This window comes from Nostoc sp. 'Peltigera membranacea cyanobiont' 213 (assembly GCF_002245975.1).
Lineage (GTDB): Bacteria > Cyanobacteriota > Cyanobacteriia > Cyanobacteriales > Nostocaceae > Nostoc.
Window position 1 is genome coordinate 21,118 of sequence record NZ_NOLI01000030.1, and the last position, 24,629, is coordinate 45,746.

Below are 24,629 nucleotides of genomic sequence, written 5' to 3' on the forward strand. Positions count from 1 at the left end.
TATGAATACGGAAGAGCAACTTAAGTGTATCGAAGAGGCATTTTATCGGGACTCAATGCAGTCCCTGCCCTCCAGACAACCAGAATTGATTGTGCCGCCTTCGTTTCAAATTGAGCCGATCGCAATTGTTGGAGTGTCTGGCTACTTGCCTGGTTGTATGTCCGTCCGTGAATTCTGGCAAGCTTTAGACGCAGACCGTTCGTTAATTCAGGAAATCCCTGGAGAACGCTTTGATTCGCGCAAGTATTACGATCCGGCAGGCAAAGATCCTGGAAAGACGCGGTGTAAATGGGGCGGCTTTATTCCAGATGTTGCCGGCTTTGACGCGCATTTCTTTAAGATTCTTCCCTTTGATGCGAAGCAAATAGACCCAAGGCAGCGCTTGCTGCTGATGTCAGTGTATCAAACTTTATGTGATGCCGGATACGCCCCCGCAACGTTGAAGAAATCCCGCACCGGAGTCTATGTTGCTCATCAAGACGATGATTATCTCCAAATATTGAATGAACGCGGACTCGATCCGGGTGAAGGGTACGGGCAGGCATCGCTGCTGGCTAATCGAATCGCGTACTTTTTTGATTTTCGAGGCCCCAGCGAGATCGTAGATGCACAGTGCGCTGGTGCGGCAGTCGCTCTGCATCGAGCTGTATCGGCACTGCGATCCGGTGAAATCAGCCATGCTATTGTCAGTGCTGCCAACTTGCTTTTGCGCCCGCAGCCTTTCTTGGCACTGTCGCGCACCAAGCAATTGAGCCGCACCAATACCGTGAAGTCGTTTCAAGAGAACGCAGACGGACATTTACGGGCTGAAGGTGTTGTCAGTGTGATGTTGAAGCGCCTCACACAAGCCGAGGCAGACGGTGATTTTATTTATGCGCTGATATCGAATACGGCGGTAAACTTTAATGGTCAAGGGGGTACTTCGAGTGCTTCTCCGAACATAGAGAGTCATGTAGACTTGATCGAGCGATGCTATGGAGAAGCTGGTATTGACCCGCGTGACGTGAGCTATATCGAAGCTCAGGGCATGGGGAATCGTCTTTCCGACTTGGCGGAGTGGGAAGCCTTTAATCGGGCGTTGCGATCGCTAGCCAAAGCTAGAGGCGTAACTTTGGATCTCCACTCCTGTCGAATTAGTACGCTCAAGCCTTTAATCGGGCACATGGAATCGACATCTGCTCTGGGGGCGCTGCTGAAGATCGTCCGTAGTTTGGAAACCGAGCAGATTCACAAGATTCTCGGCTTTTCTGGCGCGGATATGGCGCTGGACACAGACAATCAGCCCTGTGTTCTGGCCAGCGAGACATTGCCTTGGAACAAAACGGACAAGCCGCGCCTCGCCGGACTGCATTCTTTTGGGATGAGCGGCAACAATGCTCATATTTTAATTCAGGAGTATCGTCCGTCAGAGAAAGAATATTCCCCGACTCAATCTTTGCCCGTCATTCAAGAGTTTCTCATCGTACTTTCTGCGAAAAGCGAGAAATCGTTAAAAGCCCTCGCAAGGGAACTCAACCAGTTTCTTGCTACTTCCTTAGTCCCTGATTTAAAGGACATTGCCCACACATTGTACAATGGGCGCGAACACATGGACTATCGAATGGCGATGGTCGTGCGCGATCGCCAACAATTGAGGGCTGGACTGCAATCGTATATCGAAGCGCCCGATGGCATTTCGACGAAAAAAGGGAATCCCAATGTCTTTATTGGCACTGTGAGTTCTGCTCAAGAGCAAGATCCTTCAAGTTTTGCCGGCATGCAAGCGATCGCGGCGGCGTGGGTGCAAGGCAGTGCAATTTCCTGGCCGGAACATCCCACCGCCCGCCGCGTGCCGCTTCCTAGCTATCATTTTGAGACACAGCGCTATTGGCTGGATGAAGGGATACAGCATCCTCCATCTCTGGCGGCAATTCCTAAGACGGGATTTCAGGACTTTGCGATCGATCCAGGGCAATCCAGTGAAGAGAACCTGCGTCGATATCTCACCTGTATTCTAGTCGAGTTCCTCGACCTCCCGTCAGATCGAATCGATGAGAATAAACATCTGCAAGATTACGGCATCGACTCTCTTGCGGGAATGCGGGTGATTCGCAGTCTGTCGGAAACCTTCGACATCGAAGTTTTAGGTCGAGATTTGCTCCAGCATCCGACAATCCGATCGCTATCAAAACACCTAAGTCAAAGAATCGACTTGGAGGCGAACCGCCCGTCCAATCCCCAGGTGAGTGAACCGGAAAACCGAGAGTTGGAATTTCCGCTTTCTGAAGGTCAAAAAGGATTATGGGCGTTACAGAAGTCATTTCCGCTCATGACTGCCTACAATATTCCGTTGTGTCTTAAGATTCGCAACACCATCGACGCTTCGATTTTGTCAAAGGCTTTGAAGTCATTACTCAGACAGCATCCTGTTCTCGGCTATCACCTGTCTGAAAAAGACGGCATTCTCAGACAAGGGCTGGCTCCGGGGACTGAGATCGGCATTAATACCGAAGATGTTTCAGTCCTTGATGAGCAAAGCATCCTATCTAAACTCAGAGAAAAGTCGAAACAGCCCTTCAATCTGGAACAAGGCCCCTTAATCCGGGTGGATCTGCTGCAAAAATCTTCAACGCAAACCTACCTTCTGATTTGCGTACATCATATTGTGTTTGACGGTGGCTCGTTCCTACCATTGGTTGATTCACTTTTTGATGCTTATCGCCGCTTACTGCACGGAGAATCGCCGCTTGCTGCGCCGATCTCCACAACATATCAGGATTTCGTTCTCTGGGAGCGGCAGATGCTGAATGGCGCTTGGGAAAAACATCGATCCTATTGGCGGGAGACACTTTCAGGCAACCTGCCAGTACTGGAACTACCCACAGATCGCTCGCGGTCAAAAGCACAACTGTTTTCCGGCGCAGTCATTTCGACATCGATTGAGTCGTCGCTGGCGGCTCAAATCCAAAGTTTTAGCAAAGCGCAACGAGTCAACCCCTCTACCATATTTCTGGCTCTATTCAAAATCCTGTTACATAGATATACCAACTTGGATGACATCATCGTTGGGATGCCAAGCATGGGACGACCGCAAGAACGATTCCGCTCGGTCGTTGGTTATTTCATCAATATGGTGGCGATCCGCAGCAAAGGCTTCAGTCAGCAGACGTTCGCGACTTTTCTGGAAAATCTCAAATACACCATGTCCGATGGTCTTGACCACGCCAGCGTTCCGTTTACAACCGTTGTCCGAGATATCGGCATTCTCCCCAATGCGATCGCCGCCCCCGTGTTTCAAGTGGCATTTGAGTACCAGAACGGTCTCGCACCTAGCGATTTGCAACACTTATGCAGTTGCTACGGCGACCTTTTCGATCTAGAAATTAGCTTCGACATCCACCAAGAAGGTGAATACGAGCTAGTGTTGGAGGTATTTGAAGAAGCAAATGGTTATCGAGTCAGTTTTAAATATAATCCGAGCTTATATGACGCAACAACGATTCAACAGATGCTCGGTCATTATTTGCAGCTGACTCAAGTGGCAATTTCCAATCCGAATGCCTTGGTACACAAGTACGAAATGATGGACGACGCGGAACGACGGTTGATTCAGTGGGATTTGAATGCAACTTCCGTAGAATATCCCAGCAATTGCGTTCACCAACTGTTTCAAGAGCAAGTCGAGAGAACTCCGAATGCGGTGGCGGTGGCTTGCGGTGAGCGGACTCTATCTTATGAAGAACTGAATCGCAAAAGTACAGCTTTAGCCAAATACTTGCAGCAACAAGGTGTCCAGTCGGAAACCTTGGTTGCGGTTTGCGTCGAGCGATCGCTTGATACGATCGTCGCCTTGCTTGGGATTATGAAGGCTGGCGGTGCTTATGTGCCTTTAGATCCGCAATTTCCCCAGGAGCGTTTGACGTATATGTTACGTGACTGTGGTGCTACATTCCTCGTTACCCAGTCGTGGCTGAACAATCGAATTGGTTTCATCGACGCACAGTACATTAACCTAGATCGGCAATGGGAAGAAATCGAACAGGATGCGGAATCGGTCGAGCCTCTAAAATGTTTGGCAGGTCTGGGAAATCTCGCGTATGTCATTTATACATCGGGAAGCACTGGTAAGCCCAAGGGAGTCACAATCGAACATCGGGCGCTGACCAACTTTCTGTGCGGCATGGCAGACCAAATCGGCAAGCAGTTCGTGGCTGATTTTCTGGCAGTTACAACCTACAGTTTTGACATCGCCGCGCTGGAACTGTTTTTCCCCCTAATTCAGGGTGGGCGTTGCACCATCTGCGATCGCGCTCGACTCAAAGACGTTGAGGCAATTAAGGCGGAAATTCGGCGAGCGAAACCGACTATTATGCAAGCTACACCCTCCTTTTGGACTATGTTGCTCCAGTCAGGATGGAAAAATGACGAGAACTTAAAAATTCTCTGTGGCGGTGAGATGCTGAACGATTCCCTGCGATCGATGTTTGCCTCCATCGGCTGCGAAGTCTGGAATCTTTACGGCCCCACCGAAACCACAATCTGGTCGATGCTTGCGAAGATCCAACCCGGCGATTCAGTCACCATTGGCAAGCCGATCGCCAATACCCGTGTCTATATCCTGGATGCCCACGACCAACTGGCTCCGATGGGTGTCCCCGGCGAACTTTGCATCGCTGGCGCGGGTTTGGCGCGGGGGTATTGGAACCAGCCGGAACTTACCGCCCAAAAATTTATCGATCATCCCCTAGAGGCGAATAACGGCAGCAAGCTGTATCGCACGGGCGACCTCTGCTGCTGGCTACCCAACGGCACCCTCCAGCATTTGGGCCGGTTGGATCTTCAGGTGAAGATTCGCGGATTCCGAATCGAACTGGAAGAAGTCGAACGCGAACTGAGTCGCCATCCCGCAGTAGCTGAATGCGTGGTGGTGGCAAAGGAACGCCAGGGAGTCCAGAGTCTCATCGGCTATTACGTTCCCAGGCAAAGTGACGAAAAAAACTTGCTACAGGACTTCGATCTCATCGCCCATCTGAAGCAACGTCTGCCCGATTACGCGATCCCAACAGCATTTGTCTCACTGGATCGCATACCTCTAACTGCCAACGGCAAAGTCGATCGAAAATCCCTCGCTGACCGAGAGGTTGCGATCCAACGGAAGACAGAGAAAGTAACTGCCAAGACTGAAACCGAGGCGATTCTGGCAGATATTTGGAAGAATGTACTGAATGTCACGGATATTAGCATTAACGACGGATTCTTTGCTGCTGGCGGCGATTCGGTTCTGTCTGTGATTCTGGCGGATCGGATAGCGCGAAGGTTTAATCAAGAGTTTCCGGTTACATCCTTGTTCAAGTATTCAACAATCCGAGATATTGCCGCCTATTTAGGAGACAAACAGGCTGAGATTCTTGAAGAAACTCCGTTACAAAATCTCATGTCTGCGTCCCACGAAGATGAGCAAGAGCGATCTGCGCTAGCCTTCGACAACGCCAAAGGCGAAGCACTGCAAGATAGCCTAGCGATCGTTGGTATCTCTTGTCACTTTCCCGACGCCCCAAATCACGATCAATTCTGGCAGAACATCTGTGCTGGCAAGGAAAGCGGGCAATTCTTCTCTGAGGAAGAACTACGCCAAGCTGGTGTTTCAGAAGACTCGATCCGAAATCCCCACTTTGTGGGAGTCCAGCGAACGATTGAAGGTAAGGGCAACTTCGATCCCGAATTCTTCAACATCTCGCCACGCAACGCCGTGTTCATGGACCCACAATTCCGTTTGCTGCTGATGCACGCTTGGCGGGCGGTGGAAGATGCGGGATATGTGTCAAGCGAGATCCCTCGTACCAGCGTGTTTATCTCCGCTAGCAACAGTGGTTACAACACGTTGGTTGACAAAGCTGGAATTATCGAAGCAACGGACGAATACACCGCCTGGATGTTAAATCAGAGCGGCACGATTCCCACCACGATTTCTTATCAGCTGGGCTTCATTGGGCCGAGCGTATTTGTGCATACGAACTGTTCCTCGTCGTTGGCAGCACTTAGTGCCGCTTATCAAAGCCTCAGCCTGGGTCAGTCCGACTACGCATTAGTCGGCGCATCAACCTTGTTGCCTAAGTCTGAGATCGGATATCTGCATCGTCCCGGTTTGAATTTATCCCGTGATGGTCACTGCCGAACCTTCGATGCGGCTGCTGATGGACTGGTGGCAGGTGAAGGTGTAGCGGTGTTATTGGTGAAAAAAGCTCCTCTAGCCATTGCCGACGGCGATCGCATTTATGCCCTAATCCGAGGAATCGGTATCAATAACGATGGCAGAGATAAAGCTGGGTTCTTTGCGCCCAGCGTGCGCGGTCAGTCTCAGGCGATCGATATGGCACTGAATTCTACAGGTATTGGGGCAGAGACGATTGGCTATATCGAAGCCCACGGCACTGGCACCAAGCTAGGCGATCCGATCGAGATTCAGGCGCTTTGCGACAGCTATCAAAAACATACCAATCAAAGGCAGTATTGCGCCATTGGTTCAGTCAAGCCGAATATTGGGCACTTGGATACAGGTGCAGGGCTGGCAGGATGCATTAAAGTGGCGATGAGCTTATATCACAAAAAGATTCCACCGTCAATCAACTTCAGCCAACCAAATCCCGCCATTGATTTTGAGCGATCGCCATTTTTTGTCATAGATCGTCTCCATGAATGGGAGGCAGCGCCCTGGCCCCGTCGCGCAGCTCTGAGCGCCTTCGGCATTGGTGGAACCAATACCCACGCGATTCTGGAAGAATATCTGCCAAGTCCAAGGTTATCCCCAAAGAAACTCAATAGTCCGGTTTTGATTGTGCTGTCAGCCAGGAAAGACGAGCGTCTCAAAGAATACGTCGGATCGCTAGCTGATTATTTAGAACAGGGGATTGCCAAACCCAACGATTCGAGCGAAACCGAGTGGTTAATAAACCTTGCCTACACCTTGCAATGCGGTCGCCAGCCGATGGAGAGTCGGGTTGCCTTCATTGCCAGTAGCGTTGAAGAATTACTCGCTAAACTCCGCCGATTTGCTACCGACTGGCAGCCTTTTGAGGGTTGCTATTTTGGTTCGCCATCTAGGGAGAATCAGATTCTCAAGCTGTTTGCAGGTGATGAGGACATACAAGGATTATTGGCGCAGTGGCTAGTAAAAAAGAATGTAGCCAAGTTAGCGCAGGTATGGATTCAGGGGGTAAAGGTGGATTGGAGTCGATTATACTGCGATCGCTTGCCGTCCCGAATTAGCGCCCCCACATACCCTTTTGCACCAGAGTACTATTGGCCGACTCCTAATTCTTCGTCAGTCAGCTTTTCGACACTTGCACCAAGCCATGCGATCGATCCGTTGCAGCATAAGAATGTTTCGGTGTCGGCGCAACATTACAGCTACGAGTTCACTGGGCATGAGTTTTTTCTAGCAGATCACCAAATCCGGCACAATGGTTCTGGGAGAAAAGTATTGCCTGCTGTGGTATACCTGGAAATGGTTCACCGCGCTTTCTGGCAAAGCATCAGCCATTCGCTGCCAAATTTAGAGTATCCAGGAAATAACGACAAGGCAGTAATTGTACTGAGTAATGTTGCTTGGGTACAGGCTCTCTTTGTTGACGAATCGCCAGCAGTCGTTGAATTGAAATTGTTCGACGGGGCGCTGAACCAAATGCGCTTCGAGATCGACAGCACATTCAAAGGCAAAACTTCGCTTCACTGCCACGGTGACGCAGCAGTGCGTTTTAATACTGTTCCTATTCTCAACTTGCTCGAGCTACAGCAACAAATACGAGAACGTCAACTTTCATCAGCAGAATGTTATGAGATTTTTCGCACATTAGGCGTGGATTACGGCCCTGCTCACCACGCCATCGATACTCTGTTCCTGTCCGCTGGCAAAGCTTCAGATCGACAGGTGTTGGCAAAGTTGGTGATTCCTGATGCCGTCGCTCAAGAGCAGTCTCGATATATCTTACACCCCAGTCTGTTGGATGCTGGGTTGCAGTCGTGCGTCGGCTTATTGCTGACTAATTCCCAAGAGTCGCTGCGGTTGGCGTTGCCATCGTCCCTGGAACAAATAGAAGTATACGATTCCTGTGCTGCCCTCATGTGGGCTTGGGTTCGTTTTGCACCCGAAACCAAAAAAGACAGCCCAATTCAACGAATAGACATCGATTTATGCACTGACGACGGTAAGGTTGCAGTGCGGATGAAGGGCTTTGTCGCCCGCGAAATTCGCCAGCAGGATTCCGATGCAGCAGTCATTCAACATCAACCAAAGCCTTTGATAAGTAACGAGATACCGCCCGGATTGGGTTCTGTAACCCTGAAACCAGTTTGGGATCGTGTGGCGATCGCACCTCAAGCGGATCGCTCAAAAGACAGCCTCACAGTAGTTTTCGGTGCAAACCAAACCTGGAAAGACCAGATTGCCGAACTCCATCGCACCACAGTGCTGGTTGACTCGGCAAAACCGCAATCTGTTGAGGAATTCTCCAAACAAATCGAATTGCTAGGATTGATAGACCGCTTACTTTGGCTTGCTCCAGCACCGATTAAATATGCCTTAGATGACGATCGCCTTGTCGATGAGCAGGAGTCTGGCGTTCTTCAGTTGTTTCGCTTGCTCAAATCGCTCTTTGAGAGCGGTTACGGAAAAAAATCCTTAGCGCTCACTGTGGTGACGAGTCAGAGTGTCGCGGTTCGCCCATTTGAAACCGCAAATCCGATCGCGGCAAGCATTCACGGTCTAGTTGCAACGCTCAAGAGTGAATATCCACATTGGCGCGTCCGGTTACTGGATATTGACAGGGGCGAGTTGCCATCTCTCGCTGAGTTATTTTCTGACAATGACACCGCAGATTTCCCGTTACTTGCGAGGCGAGACAAACAATGGTTTGCCCGCAAGCTGATCCCCATCGCCTTTGAAAGCAACGATTTTCCTGCTTACAAGCAAAAGGGAGTATACGTGGCGATCGGTGGTGCTGGCGGTGTTGGCGAAGTCTGGAGCCGACACATCATTGAGAACTATCAAGCGCAAGTAATCTGGATCGGTCGGCGAGAACTTGACGATAAAATCCGCGAAAAACAGGCGAAACTAGCTGCATTCGGTTCAAAACCGCTCTACATTCAGGCGGATGCCAAAAACAAAGCCTCTTTAGAAAAAGCTCTCGAAGAGATTCGCCAAAGCTACAGTTGTATAAATGGCGTGGTACACACTGCGATCGAGCTTCAAGACCAGAGTCTGGCGCAGATGTCCATTACCCGTTTTCGGACTGGACTGTTCGCCAAGGCTGAAACCAGCGTTCGCTTAGTTCAGGTTTTCCAGCATGAGCCGTTGGACTTCGTTCTCTTCTTCTCTTCCCTGATCTCTTTTGGTGAGTCGCCGGGACAAGCCAACTATGCCGCTGGGTGTAGCTTCCTCGATGCCTACGCCGAACAGCTTGGCAAAGACTGGGCTGTGTCGGTGAAAGTGATGAATTGGGGATATTGGGGCAACACTGGTGTTGTGGCTGACGCTACCTATCGAGAACGAATGCGGCAAAACGGCATCGGCTCCATTGAATCACAGCAGGCAATGGCGGCTCTAAATCGACTGCTGCAAGGACAAATCGATCAATTGGCATTCATCAACCTGCTCAAACCTCAAGCACTTGAGTTTGTAATTGAAGATGAAGTGCTTTCCGTAGTCGGTTCCGCACCCAGTCAAACGGCTCATCCTGTAGTTGAGAATGTTGCGCCGGAAATCCGCTATTCTCAGCAATGGCAATTAATTCGCACCCATCGCACGGATGCCCGTGACGCGCTGCTGCAAAACTTGTTGCTTGCCAATTTGAGCGAGATGGGAGTTCTTAATTCCCCGAATGGGCGATCGCTCCCTATGACCTACTATCATAAGTGGCTTGACGAGAGCATCCGTCTGCTTCAACAGAATGGCTTGTTAATTCGTCAGGAAAATGTCAGCAGCGTCGAAGAACTTTGGACGATGTGGCAAAAAGCGCGGCGGGACTGGGAAGGAAGCGCCAGCGTGACAGCAGAGATAAACCTTGTGGAGAAATGTCTGCACTCATTGCCAGATATCCTGAGTGGTAGAAAACTTCCCCAGGACGTGATTTTTCCTGAATCTTCGCTGCGCCTGGTCGAGCCGCTATATCGAGGTAATCCGGTTGCAGATTTTTTCAACGAGGTGATTGGCGATGCAGTTGTCGATGCTATTAATAGTTGGGACAAAGGCAACGGGCCGATCCGAATCCTGGAAGTTGGTGCAGGAACAGGGGGAACCACTGTTGGTTTACTGCAAAAGCTTGCGCCTTATAGCGATCGCATCGGCGAATATTGCTATACCGATATTTCCCAGGCATTCCTCATTCATGCCCAAGAGCATTACGCCATCGACTACCCATTTCTCAAGGTCGATCGCTTTAATGTCGAGCAGCCTCTTTCAATTCAGTCGATTCAGCCTGGAAGTTATGACATTGTAGTAGCAACGAACGTCCTCCACGCAACTAAAAATATCCGTCAGACTGTACGTAACGTCAAGGCCGCGATGCGTGCAGGCGGACAAGTCTTTATCAACGAGATCGGTGGTAATTCTCTATTCTCTCACTTGACTTTTGGCTTACTGGAAGGCTGGTGGCGTTTTGAAGATGCCGAAATGCGTATCCCAGGTTGCCCAGCGCTGAATTCTCATACCTGGAAACAAGTTTTGCAAGAAGAAGGTTTCGATGCCGTTAAGTTTCCGGTGCAGTTTGCCCATGACTTAGGCCATCAGATCGTCGTTGCCAGCAGCAATGGCGTCATTCGTCAACCTTTGTTGGACAAGCCCCATGTCGAGCCGGAATCTGTCGCCCAGACGCAGCCCGATGATTCATCAAATGTGCAGACAAATAGTATTGTGTCATTGCAGGAGCGGACTACAGAATTTGTTCGCCAGACCTTATCAGAGGCAACACGGACTCCAGCAAACAAGGTTCGTCTCGATACGCCCTTCGAGCAGTATGGTGTGGATTCAATTGTGCAGGTGGGGCTGATCCAAAAACTGGAACAGGTGACTGGATCGCTGCCCAACACCATCTTGTTTGAATACAGCACCACCCGCGAACTTGTTGACTATCTATTAGCCCATCACCAGGAGTTCTTAACCGCGTCCTTCCCGACTCGAATTGACGAAACTGAGCCAACAAGCAGCAATTCCGTCTCACAATCCACCAACGAAGATTCGCCATCCCCTAGAGTATCTCCCCAACCTGCCCAAAACACGACCGCATCGGATACCGCGAACGCCGCGTCAAACGCGAGTAGGTTTGTGCAGGACGACATCGCCATCGTTGGCATTGCTGGTCGCTACCCAGGTGCTAAAAATTTAGATGAATTGTGGGAAGTTCTCAGAACAGGGCGTAGTTGCATTGTCGAGGCGGACAGGTTTCGGCGGTCGAATTTGTCAGATCGCAAGCATTCCGAAACTCCGGCGCGATCGCACTTCGGTGGTTTCCTCAACGATGTTTACTGTTTTGATCGTCAACTATTCGGTGTTTCCGAAGAAAGAGCGATCGCCATGCCCCCAGAGGTGCGTTTATTCCTAGAAATTACCTGGGAAACCTTTGAAGCTGCGGGCTATTCACGGGCAGCCCTAAAACAGTTCCAGCTTAGGGAGAAGAAAGGCATCGGCGTTTTTGTCGGCTCAATGTACAGTCAGTATGCCTGGACTAATCCTTCTAGAAAAGAAGCCGTCCTCAGTTCCAACGGTACGGAATGGCAAATTGCTAATCAGGTGTCGCATTTTTTTGATTTGACTGGGCCTAGCCTGGTGCTGAATACTGCTTGCTCCAGTTCTTTGACCGCAATCCATTTAGCTTGTGAAAGCTTGCGACAGGGCAGTTGTTCGATGGCGTTGGCTGGTGGTGTCAATTTGACTTTAGAACCTTCAAAATTCCTATCCCTGGAGCGATCCAACTTCCTTGGTTCTGGACAACACAGCAGAAGCCTTGGTGACGGCGACGGCATGATTCCCAGCGAAGGCGTAGGAACGTTGCTGCTGAAACCGCTCAGTTTGGCAATTGCGGACAACGACCGGATCGAAGGCATCATCAAAAGCAGCTTTGTGAATCACAGCGGCGGAAGACAGGCATTCACGGCTCCCGATCCAGCCCAACAAACTCAGCTGGTGCTGGATTCTATCGCCCGTAGTGGGTGCGACATTGAGACAATTACCTATGTCGAATCGGCGGCGAATGGCTCCAGTCTTGGCGATCCGATTGAAATCATTGCGCTGAAGAATGCTTTTGCAAAGCTAACTAACAAAACAGGTTTTTGTGCGATCGGTTCGGTTAAATCTAACTTGGGCCACTTGGAAGCCGCATCGGGCATTTCGCAAATCGCCAAGGTACTATTGCAGTTCCAGCAAAAAACCCTCGTTCCCACCATCAACGCGACGCCGAGAAATCCCCGCATCAAACTCGACAATTCACCGTTTTACCTACAGGAACAATTGTCGCCCTGGGTTCCTCAGTCGGATTCTCACAATAGCGACCTACCGCGCCGTAGCCTGATTAACTCTTTTGGCGCAGGCGGTTCTTACGCAAACCTAATCGTGGAGGAATATCAAGATAAACCGTCAAATACCACATCTAGACCTCATCCGAGCGAAACTTTACTTGTATTTGCTGCCGCAACCCAAAAAGGACTACAGAGTTACTTGACACGGCTTCAGACATATTTGCGAGAACATCCCGCGATTTCAGTAGCGGATCTTGCTTCGGCTCTACAGTTACGAGATTGCAACCTTGAGTATCGTTTAGCCGCGATCGCATCCTCAACAAACCAAGCGCTCAATGTAGTCGAGCAGTTAGCAGGTCACAATGTCGATGTTAGCAATCCGGGTATCTACGCATCTTTTGGCGGCGCAGACTTACCGACACCAAAAGATGCCCAATTGCAATCCGCTATTGGCGATCGCGACCTTTTCAGGTTAGCGCGTTACTGGGCTGCTGGTGCAGACATCGATTTTGCTCGGCTGAATCGCGTCGATCGCAAATCGTGTGTGGTGTTGCCTGGATACGCATTTGAGCATGACAAGGAGTTTTCCTACATCATCCATGATTCCCAGGACGATACCCAAGCAACGGCAGAGCCATTGGGATCGCAGACATCAGGAGGGATGACAGCAACATATTTTTACGACGAACCATTTCTCCAAGACCACACATTGTTGGGCGATCGGGTTCTGTTAGGAGTTACTCATGCCAGTCTGGCGATGACAGACTTTTTCCAACGGTTTCCGCACCAGCGTGCCCTTTGTTTGAAACGCCTCACTTTTGTTCAGCCGATAATTGTTGACCGAGGGGAAGCTGTCACCGTTGAAATCCACACCTCAGAAATCCCAACCGGATTGAATTTCGAGGCTAGATACCGCTGCACCACCTCGAAACAATTGACGCAAACTGCGGCAACAGGACACTTACAGCCGGATCTGTACAAAGAGGAATACTTGGACGTAGAACGCCTACTGGAGTCTTCCACTCCAATTGGCAATCTGGAATCGATCTACCAAACTGTTCCCGCAATTCGCTTGGGGTCTAGTTTCAGGACGATTGAAAGATTATTCCGCACAAGTGATGGTATAATTGCCACAGTTTGTTTGACCGAACAGAGCCGTCAAGAGTCCCATACTTATGCTTTACATCCTCTGGCGATCGACAGCGCTTTCCTGGCCGCAGCACCCCTGCTTGCAGATGCAATTGGTAACGATTCTAACTATTTGCCGTTTGGCATTAAAGAAATCTATTGTGTCAAAGTTGACAACTGGCGATCGCTCGATCGTTGCTGGGTATATACTCGGTTAGTCAAGAATTCTGGCGAACTGATTCTGTTTGATGCAGATATTATTTCTGATAACTCATTAGTGGTTGCCCGCTTGCGGGGTTGTTCGTTAAAGCTTCTCCATGACCGAAAAGAACCTGAACAGGCTTCACTGAAATCAGATTCAATTGACGCATCGATCCTTGAGACGAGTCTGGCTGCCGATGTGCTGCGTTATCTAATCGACAAAATCAATATCACAGCGCAGATATCGATCGCCGAAACGGAGGTGAATACCAATTTGATGCAGCTAGGTTTGGGATCGGCCGAATTGGTGGCGATCGCAGCCAGCATCGAACAGGATACCGACCTGGAACTAAATGCCACATTGTTCTTTGAATACCCCAGCCTGATGGAAGTGACGAATTTTTTCGTAGATTCCCATCCTGCTGCTTTTCTACAACTACTTGGTGAAAGGAAAACCCAGCACAGAACTATTCCAGAAAAGTTAGATAGCTCAATATTGCAAAACCACGAAAAGGTGTCAGCAAACCTGCACGGCGATATTGCAGTCATCGGTATGCATAGCACGTATGCCGAATGCGAGGATCTCGATCGGTTTTGGCAGTTGATCCGTGACGGCAGAGATGTAATCCGGGAAGTGCCTCGCGATCGCTGGGATTATCGTCCCTGGTTTGACCCAAATCCTGGTTCCGAAGACAAAACCTACTGCAAATGGGGCAGCTTCATCAAAGATGCAGACAAATTCGATGCCGCCTTTTTCAATATTTCCCCGCGAGAAGCGATGTGGATGGACCCGCAGAATCGCTTGCTAATGCAAAGTATGTATGCAGCAGCAGAAGATGCCGGGGTGGTTAATCAGTTGCGTGGCAGTAACACGGGTGTCTTCGCCGGCATCTGTTTTGATGATTATGCAGAGAAAATTGTCGAGTTGGGTTTGCCGCTTGATATCTATACTGGGACGGGACGAAGCGGCATCAGCGCCAACCGGATTTCCTTCTGGTTCGATTTTAAGGGGCCGAGTATGGTGATTAATACAGCCTGCTCTTCGTCTTTGGTGGCGCTGCATTACGCCTGTCAAGCACTGCGAAACCAGGAATGCGAAATGGCGTTTGTGGGTGGTGCTAACCTGCTACTCTCATCGCTGCACTACCGCTATTTTTCCAAACTGGGAGCGTTATCTCCAACTGGGCATTGTCATACATTTGATGCTGCCGCTGACGGTTATGTGCCAGCCGAATGTATTGCTAGTGTACTGCTCAAACCCCTGGAGCAGGCAGAGAAAGATGGCGATCGCATCCACGCCGTCATCAAGGGAACTGCCTTTACACACGGAGGCTACACACCGTCTCTGTCTGCGCCTAGCGTCGCGGGTGAGGAAAACGCGATCGTCAAAGCATGGGAAGATGCCGGCATCGATCCCGAAACGCTAACTTATATAGAAGCTCACGGCACTGGAACCAAGCTCGGCGATCCGATCGAAACCAACAGTCTTAAGAATGCATTTGCCCGGTATACTAATAAGACCGGATTTTGCGCGATCGGCTCGGTGAAAGCAAATATCGGTCATGCAGAGGGTGCTGCTGGCATCACTGGGCTGATTAAAGTAATACTACAGATCAAACATCGCCAGATTCCCCCTCTCGCCAATCTCAAGCAGCTCAACCCTTACCTGAAGTTGGAAGGCTCACCGCTTTATATCAATCGTGAACTGACTGATTGGGAAAGCGAAGGCGTTAGACGGGCGGGTGTCAGTTCTTTTGGGTTTTCCGGTGCTTTTGCACACGCCGTTATTGAAGAGTATCGTAGTTATACTGATAGTGAATGCGAGTTTTCTGGCCCCTTCCCAATCGTCCTTTCTGCAAAGAACAACGAGTGTCTCAAGGGTCAAGTCGCCAACTTGATAGCATTCTTAGAAGAGAATTGCTCTAAAAATCTCCAGTACGAAGAAAACTTCCTGGCCAACCTGTCCTACACGCTGCAAGTTGGGCGAGAAGCGATGCAAACACGTCTCGGCTTTGTGGTTGAGTCGATGGCCGAACTGAGAAATAAGCTGCAAATGGCTTGGAAGGATTCAGATACCAAATCGGAATTGTTCTACGGAGAGAGCAAATCTGGCAAGGAATATCTGGCTAGTCTTTTGGCAAACAGGGATGTGTCTGAAGTCATCGCAGGTTGGATGAATAACTGTGAATATGCCGCTTTAGTTGATGGCTGGACTAAGGGCATGACCGTTGATTGGAGCAAACTTTACGCCAACGAAAAACCCCAGCGAATTAGTCTGCCTACTTATGCTTTTGCCCGCGAAAGTTATTGGATTTGCCCGCTTGATGGCGATGAGGGGCAGTCAGATTTAAAAACAGAGGCGAAGTTGTACGCCTTAGTGCCGTGCTGGGATGCAATACCTTTACTGAAAGCGAACCTGCCTTTTAGCGATCGCACACAGCGAACGCTGATTATCGGTGTAGATGCGGAACTCAAAGACGATCTGAGAGCTTGCTTTCCTAACGCATCCTATTTTGGTAACATGGCAAAAAACCGGATTGAGTCTCTCAAAGGCAGGTTAGAGACAGATTCGTCTTGGCAGCACATTATCATTGTCGTTCCCGAAGATAACTGTTCGTTGCTAGATGATGGTACAGTGTTATCTGCACAAGAGGGCGGGATACTTTCGGTCTTTCGGATTGCCAAGTCCCTGCTCTCGGCTGGCTACGCTACAAAAAATCTGGCTCTTACTTTCATGACGACGCAGATTGCTGCTATCAATAAAGATGAGTCGTCAAACCCAGTGCATTCCGCCGTGCATGGTTTTGCAGGTGTCCTTGCCAAAGAACTGCCTTCTTGGAACGTCCGCGTTTTGGATCTACAAAAAGGGCGATCGCTTTCATCTGTCGATCTAGAACATTTTCCCGATGATAGCGCAGGCAAGGTTTTCGCTTGGCGAGACGGGGAATGGTATCGACAAACTCCGATCCCAATGCGGAACGTTCCGACCCCTCAAGCCGATGAGTTTCATTCTGCTTATAAAAACCGTGGTGTCTACGTCGTTATCGGCGGGGCGGGTGGCATAGGCAGCGCTTGGTCACGCTTCGTTATTGAAAATTACGATGCCAGAGTCATTTGGATCGGTCGTCGGCAAATTGACGATGAAATTCGTCAAAAAATTGACACGTTAAAACAAATTGGTCACGCCCCGGAATATTTACAGGCTGACGCATCCGATCGAGAATCACTGACTGAAGCGTACAAGTCCATCAAGTCTCGGTACTCCCAGATACATGGTGTCATTCATTCGGCTGTTGGGCAATTCGACCAAAGCCTCAGTGAAATGGACGAGAACCGATTCCGCTCTATTTTGTCATCCAAGATCGATGTTAGTGTGAATATGGCAACCGTGTTTAAACACGAGCCATTAGATTTCATGCTGTTTTTTTCCTCTATTATTTCTTTAACTCGCGGTGGGGGTATGAGCGGTTATGCCGCAGGCTGCGCGTTCAAGGACTCTTTCGCAATCGAGTTGAACCGTTGCCTCCCATTCCCTGTAAAGGTGATAAATTGGGGGTACTGGAACGTCGGAACTGGTAACACCATCCCTGACGCCACGAAAATCCGCATGAAACAGTGCGGGATTGAGCCGATCGCATCGCAACAGGGTTTAGAAGCGCTGTCAGGCTTTCTGGTCAGCCCTTTGCATCAACTTGCTCTCTTGAAAACCACTGGTTTAGACAGGCTTGATTTGGTCAAGGACGACGAGTGGCTTGATGTTTATCCCCCGGTCAATCCGTCTTGTATTGAGTCGGCACTCAGGCAAATTCCCTGGCATGACCATCGCGTTGCAGCCATAGCAAAGCAATATCTAGAACCGATTGCAGCCATAGAAACTTTGCTGCTGAGATTGCTGCATGGCACGCTGACAAGCCTCGACTTGTTGCATCCACACGCCACTCTGTCACCCGCTCTTCCAGAATTCTATCAACTCTGGCTGCAAGAGAGTCGTCGGCTGGCGATCGCGCTCGTGCCGGATAGCGTGCAAGGGAATCTCAGTGATATCTGGGATGAATGGAATCGCCAGAAAATCCATTGGGACAGTATGCCTCACATCCAGGCGATCGTCACGCTGGTGGATGTTTGTATGCGCGAACTTCCAGCGATTCTGAAGGCACAAAAGCGAGCAACAGATATCATTTTCCCCAATGGTTCCATGTCACTGGTAGAAGGAATCTACGAAAGGAATGCGATCGCGACGCATTTCAACGAACTGCTTGCCCAGACTGTAGTTAACTACCTACAGGAACGATGCCGGGTCGATGAGTTGACACCGATACGAATTCTGGAAATTGGTGCTGGCACAGGATCAACAACAGCAACTTTATTACACCATCTCGAACCTTTGGGCAATCTGGTTGGCGAATATCTTTATACAGACATTTCCCCAGCATTTCTGGTTCGCGCAGAAAGACACTTTGCACCCAAGTATCCGTTTTTGCGAACACAATTATTTGACGTTGACCAGCCTCTATCGAAGCAGGGCATTCCAATCGGCTCTTTTGATATAGTTATTGCCACCAACTGTATCCATGCAACAGCCAATATTCGCCGCTCTCTACGTAACGCTAAAGCCGCCTTGCGCGGACAAGGCGTGATTTTCCTCAATGAAATTACCCAAATTTCATTAATTTCTCACCTTACTTTCGGTTTGTTGGCAGGATGGTGGTTAGCTGAAGATGCACGAGTACCTGGATCGCCGTTCCTGCTAGCAGAAGACTGGAAACGAGTCCTCCAGCAAGAGGGTTTCCAAGCGATCGCTTACCCGGCGCGTTCGGCTGATTCGTTGGGACAACAGGTAATTGTCGCTGTTAGTGATGGTGTTGTTCGTCAGCCAGAATCGATCTCTTCCGTACCTTCTCCAAAACAGCAAGCACTTAACTTTAGGCAACCCAACGACAAGGAAGGTGCTTCATCTGCACTGAAGGAATTGAAGGAAAAGGGGACGACTTACTTCAAACAACTTATCGGTGAGGTTCTGATGATGGATGGAAACCGAATCGATCCATCAGAACCCCTCGCCGTTTATGGTGTTGATTCCATAATCATCGCCCAGTTGACCAATGCGCTCAACAAACACTTTGAAGGTGTGAAAGCGGGATTGCTTTTTGAAGCATCAACGATTGATGCCTTAGTGAATCATTTCGCCGAAACTCAACGGACAAACTTTGCGAAGCTGGTAAAACTGGAAGACCATCCTGAGCCGAAAGCAGCCATCCAAGAAAGCACTGCAAATAAGCAGCCGTCTACAGATTTTGCAGCCAAGACCATCGCCTTACATCAGTCGCGTGACCCAATCGCAGATGCGATCGCCGTAATTGGAATGAGCGGTAGATTTCCCCAGGCTAAGACCCTAACAGAATTTTGGGAAAACCTGCAATCGGGAAGAGATTGCATCACTGACTTGCCAAACAACCGATGGAACATGGATGGCTTCTTTGAAGCCGATCCAAAGATGGCACGGGAACAAGGAAAAAGTTACTGCAAATGGGGCGCATTTTTAGAAGACTTTGACACTTTTGACCCGCTATTTTTTAATATATCGCCACGAGAAGCGGCTCAAATGGACCCCCAGGCAAGGGTATTTTTGCAGGAATGCTGGCGTGCATTTGAAGATGCGGGATATTCGCCGTCAGGACTCGACGATGCGGTGCGCGATCGCATTGGGGTATATGGTGCCGTCACCAAGGTGGGATTCAACACTTCTTTTGCCGCTATGGTCAATCGCGTCTCCCATGCGATGGATCTTCGAGGGGCAAGCGTAGCTGTCGATACAATGTGTTCCTCAGCCCTCGTAGCGCTGCACCAGGGGTGTGAAGCACTGCGTCGCGGCGACCTGCAAATGGCGATCGTTGGCGCGGTCAATCTGTATCTCGATCCGAGAAATTACAAGTATCTATGCGAGGTCGGCTTGCTGGCTGAATCGAAGATGCCAAGAGTCTTCGGCGAAGGCGGAACTGGCTTTGTACCTGGAGAAGGTGTCGGAGCTGTTGTCCTGAAGCGTCTTGAGGATGCACGTCGGGACAACGATTCTATTGTTGCGGTTATTCGCAGCAGTGCCGTCAATCATAGCGGTCGAGCCAACGCTTACGGTACCCCAAATCCGCTTCGCCAAGCTGAGGTTATTAGTCAGGCGCTCGATCGCGGTGGCATCGATCCCAGGTCAGTGGGTTACATCGAATCAGCAGCAATGGGATTGGAAATTGCAGACTCCCTGGAGTTGAATGCACTGAAAAAAGTGTTTGGCGATCGCGCTGAAGATCGTTGGCAATGTTACCGACTGGGATCGCTGAAATCGACCATCGGACATGGCGAATCCGTTTCGGCAATGGCGCAGTTTATGAAGGTCGTACTACAGCTAAAACACAGAAAACTTTGTCCAACAAAAGTGGTCAGACCGCTTAATCCAGACATCGATTTTGCCTCACTTCCGTTTCAGTTGCAGACAGAACTTGAGCCTTGGTCGCCGTTGACGATTGATGGCATCTGTTTGCCTAGACGAGCGGGGATTACTGCGCTCGGATCTGGTGGTGTCAATGCTCATTTGATTGTTGAAGAATATCGGCGAGAGCCAAGTCAAGAGACTCTGAAACTTGCCCAGGATTCGCCCCAAATCATCATTTTATCTGCCAAGAACGACGATTGTCGGCAAGCTCAAATATCTCAATTGATTGAGTTTCTCGATCGCAATCAAGACGTTTCCTTGGCGGATCTTGCCTTCACGCTCCAGGTAGGACGCGAGGCGATGGCATCGAGAGTGGCACTGGTCGTCAACAGCATTGATGAGTTGAGGAGTGGGCTGACTCATCTTATGTTACATACCCAAAGCAATTTGTCAAGGAAAATTTCCACTTATGTCGGAAATATTACCGAAACCGACAACTCATTACAAACGCTATTGGCTGGTGGTGCCGACGCGATGGTGTTACAGCTATTCCTTGAACAACGGAACTACGAAAAACTTGCCCAGTTCTGGGTTCAGGGTGGCAAGATTCCTTGGGTGTCGCTTTGGGAACAGAAACAGGTTCAGAGGATTTCTTTGCCAAATTATCCATTTGAGAAACGGTGTTTCTGGGAAGCTGCCAGCAGTGCTAATTCGGATGAACCGAAGTTTAATGGGGCGATCGCACCCGACAATTCCAACCCAAACGATCGCCCAGCCGCAAGTCAGAGCGTACAGGAAATTGTCACCGCAATTGTGGCTAAATCCATTGACCTCACCGAAAGTGAAATTAGACCGCACCTATCCCTCTGGCAACTAGGCGTTGATTCGATTCGCAGTATGGAAATTGCACGGCGGCTACAAAAACGTCTCCACGTCGAGATCGGGCATCGTGAACTAGCAGACTATGGAACCGTGGAAGCTCTGTGCCGACTAATTGAGCAAAAACGGGCAGCGATCGCTCTAAATGTGACAAGTGAAATAGAGTCAGTTTCCGAGCCACAAACAACCAGCAAGGTGCGTGTATCGACTTTTCCCCTGTCTGAAGGACAACGCGGATTGTGGCTGTTGCACCAGTTGGTTCCGAAGATGTCGGCTTACAACGTCCCTGTAACGCTACAATTCGATCGGCTCGTTAATGTTAATGCCATCAAACAAGCAGCATCCTTCCTAATGGAGCGTCACCCGATACTGCGATCGCAATTCCACACCGACGACAAAGGAAATCCCATCCAAACCATTCGTTCGCAGACCGAGTTTTTCTTCGAGGATAGCGATCGCGATTTCGCAACGGATGCAGTGTTACAAGATCGGTTAAGAGCCGCCGCCGATCGAGTTTTCGATCTCGAAAGCGATCCACTTGTTCGCCTTCATCTGTTTCACCAGTCGCAGAACCACCACAAGTTGCTAATTGTGATTCATCATCTGGTAGTTGACGGATCGTCTTTGCCCATTCTGCTGCACGACTTCCTGCACGCCTACGCCGCGTTCTCAAAAGGAAGCGAACCTGCAATTGCTTCGCCAGAGAGCGCCGACTATGCAGATTTCGTTGCTTGGGAACAGGCATTAATCTGTAGCGAACGCGGCAAAGCCAGTCTATCCTATTGGCAGAAGCAACTGAGCGGTACTCTGCCACTGCTGGCGTTGCCATTCGACCGGGAGCATCCCCCCAGCCAAACCTATGCAGGTACGACAATCTCCAGTAAGTTGGAATCAAATACAACCCACCAGCTTCGAGCTTTGGCCAAGAATCAGAATGTCAGCTTGTTCGTGTTATTGCTCGGAATCTATCAGGCATTGCTGGCTCGATATACCCTTCAAAGCGACATCATTGTTGGGGTTGCAAGTGCAGGAAGACCTGAAGATCGATTTGCCAACACTGTGGGCTACTTTATTAATATGGTTCCGATTAGAACGCAAATTAACGTCAATGAGCCATTTGCTGAGTTGTTGCAGCGCCTCAAAATCACAGTAGCCGATGGACTGGATCGTGGGCACTTTCCGTTTCCCAAACAGGTTTCCGAACTTTGCATTTCTCGCGATCTAGCGCATTCCCCAGTATTCCAAACCTCCTTCGCAATGCAAAGTTTCTGGAGACCAGAGGTAGAACAGACATTGCAAAATCAGTTGGAGGGCGTTTCGGTAGTAGCAGGGCCTAGTCCGGCAGGGGAAATCGAACTCCGCCTGGAAATCGTTGAGCAATGCAACGAAATCTTGGTGAATATGGCGTATAATACCGATCTTTTTGAGCAACCCACTATCGTCCGGCTGGCAGAACATTTTAGCAACCTGGTAAAAGCGGTCTGCCAAAACCCCAATCAACCGATTCATAGCTTGCAGTTACTGAGTAAGGACGAACAAAGAAAGCTGCTGAATGAATGCAGCATTGGCGATCGCGTCCCTAAAAAAGCTGATAACCTACAGAAATGCGTCCACCACCTATTTGAGATTCAAGCACAGAAAACACCCGAAGCAGTCGCAGTTATCCACGATCAGCGATCGCTGACGTATTTGGAATTAGATCGGCAATCTGCTGGATTAGCTAACCGTCTGCGGGAGATAGGTGTTCTACCTGGCATGATTGTGGGTATATTCACTGAACGCTCAATTTCCCAGGTAGTGGCGATCCTCGCAGTTCTGAAGGCGGGGGCTGCCTACTTGCCGCTCGATCCGGCTTATCCGCAGCAACGTCTGACTTTTGTCATCGAAGATGCAGAGCCGATCGTTATATTGACTGAGGAAAAGCTCCGCGATCGACTGATAAATCTGTTCGGATCTGAGAAACAAAGACTGCCGATTTTGTCTGTAGAGCAAGGCGAAGTACCACAGGAAATTTCGCCGTCTCCCCTACTACCTGCGAACTCCTTGGTTTATGTCATTTATACATCTGGTTCTACCGGGCAACCCAAAGGGGTAGCTATGGGACATGGAGCCGTGATGAATTTGATCCAGTGGCAGATTTCTCAAGCCGGAGAATATCAAACACCTCGAACCCTGCAATTCGCCTCACTGAATTTTGATGTCTCATTTCAGGAAATATTCTCCACTCTGGGCGGTGGAGGTAGCCTGGTACTGATTGACGAGAACGTGCGTACCAACCCGGCTGGATTAGCTAAGTTAATAGAAGATCGGCAGATTCAGCGTTTGTATCTTCCCTATGTTGCTTTGAGCAGTCTTGCCGAACAACTGCGGATTTCAGGACGTTCTTTGCATACCTTGCGCGAAGTGATTATCGCTGGCGAAGCTCTCAGAATCACCTCAGCAATTTCCCAGATGTTTCGAGATGCGCCTAGATGCATTTTACAAAATCAATATGGCCCATCGGAAACTCATGTCATCACATCATTCACTCTGGAGCAGGATGTCAACTCTTGGCCAGTCTTGCCTCCGATTGGATGTCCCATTCCTGGTGTCGCAATCTACATCTTGGACGAACACTACAATCTAATGCCCATCGGCATCGCTGGAGAAATTTTTATCGGTGGTGAATGTCTAGCGCAAGGCTATCTCAATAACCCGGAACTTACTGAGCGCAAATTTGTCACCAATCCATTTGTTAGTCCGCTAGAAGGCTCTGTTCGAGAACGAATTTACGCCACGGGCGATCTCGGTCGTTACTTACCCGATGGCAATATTGAATATCTCGGTCGCCGCGACAATCAAGTTAAGATTCGCGGCTTTCGCATCGAACCTGGGGAAATCGAAGCTGTACTAGAGACACACCCAGAAGTCCTCTCAACTGTGGTGATTGCAGAAGCAGACAATCCCAATTTTAAGCGTCTGATCGCCTATATTGTTCCCCAAGTTCACCCCCCCAGTACTAGCGAGTTACGGAGCTTCCTCAAACAGAAATTACCCGACTATATGGTACCTTCTGCTTTTGTGTTTCTCAAAGCCCTACCCGTAAACCCCAATGGAAAAGTAGACCGTCGCGCCCTTCCGAAACCAGAGCCAACTCTTTTAGATGAAGCTAATTATGTAATGCCAAAAACAGAGGTGGAAAAAATTATCGCTGAAGTTTGGCAAAAGGCGCTGCAAGTAGAAAAAGTGGGAATTTGCGATAATTTTTTTGAACTGGGAGGTCATTCGTTACTTCTAGTACAAATTAATCAACAATTGCAAGCAGTATTGAGTTCAGAACTGTCAATACTTGATATGTTTAAGTACCCAACTATCCAGACTTTAAGTCAATACTTAAGCGGGAATTTGCTTAAACAAGATACATCCGATAAAAATAATTCTCGCAGCCAAATTCAGAGTGATATTAAAGCTTTAAAAAACGGACAATTACAACTCAGGCGACAGCACCGTTCTCGTAATCAATAGTGAAGAT

Annotated in this window: 1 protein-coding gene; it reads left to right on the forward strand. The window is 49.4% G+C overall.

Annotated elements, in window-relative coordinates; all coding sequences use genetic code 11:
- Position 1: 1 nt before the first annotated feature.
- Positions 2 to 24,622 (forward strand): non-ribosomal peptide synthetase, encoded by a 24,621-nt coding sequence (locus CDG77_RS11275; protein WP_094329468.1) that lies wholly within the window; start codon positions 2 to 4, stop codon positions 24,620 to 24,622.
- The last annotated feature ends 7 nt before the right edge of the window (positions 24,623 to 24,629 follow it).